Annotated in this window: 1 protein-coding gene; it reads left to right on the top strand. The window is 40.4% G+C overall.

Going from position 1 to position 475, the window contains the following annotated elements; genetic code table 11:
• Positions 1-391 (top strand): transposase (locus ACFI34_RS18775; protein ID WP_462674599.1); only part of this gene is annotated, 391 nt, incomplete at its 5' end.
• Positions 392-475 lie beyond the last annotated feature (84 nt).

Here is a 475-nt window from a genome sequence, read left to right as displayed (position 1 = left end):
CAATCATTATCATCTGCTAACAAAAACTCCCGATGCTAACTTAGGCCGAGCCATGAAGCATATTAATGGCCTTTACACTCAATACTTTAATCGAACACATAACACAGATGGTGCACTGTTCAGGGGCCGATACAAAGCCGTGTTAGTGGATGCTGATAACTACTTATTGCATGTTAGCCGGTATATTCATCGCAACCCAATTGAAACGAGCATCCCATTGGTAGATGACCTTGCTAAGTACAAATGGTCTAGCTATTCAGCTTTTATTAGAAGTGGTGCGACACCTAAATGGTTGGTTCGAGATTTTATATTTTCGCTGCAAGGTAAAAAGCGTAAGTATGCTGCATACAAGCAGTTTGTTGAATATGAAACCAAAGGGGTCAAATCTTGACTTCGGACATTAGTGATCTAGATTTATAGTTTACTGCTTATGGAGTGAATTGCTATGTCTAGGCCGCTGCGAATAGAGTATGAG

The organism is Pseudoalteromonas sp. PSi26, assembly GCF_054960575.1.
Note: the sequence above shows the minus strand (reverse complement) of the source record. Positions and strands in the feature narration are given on the sequence as shown.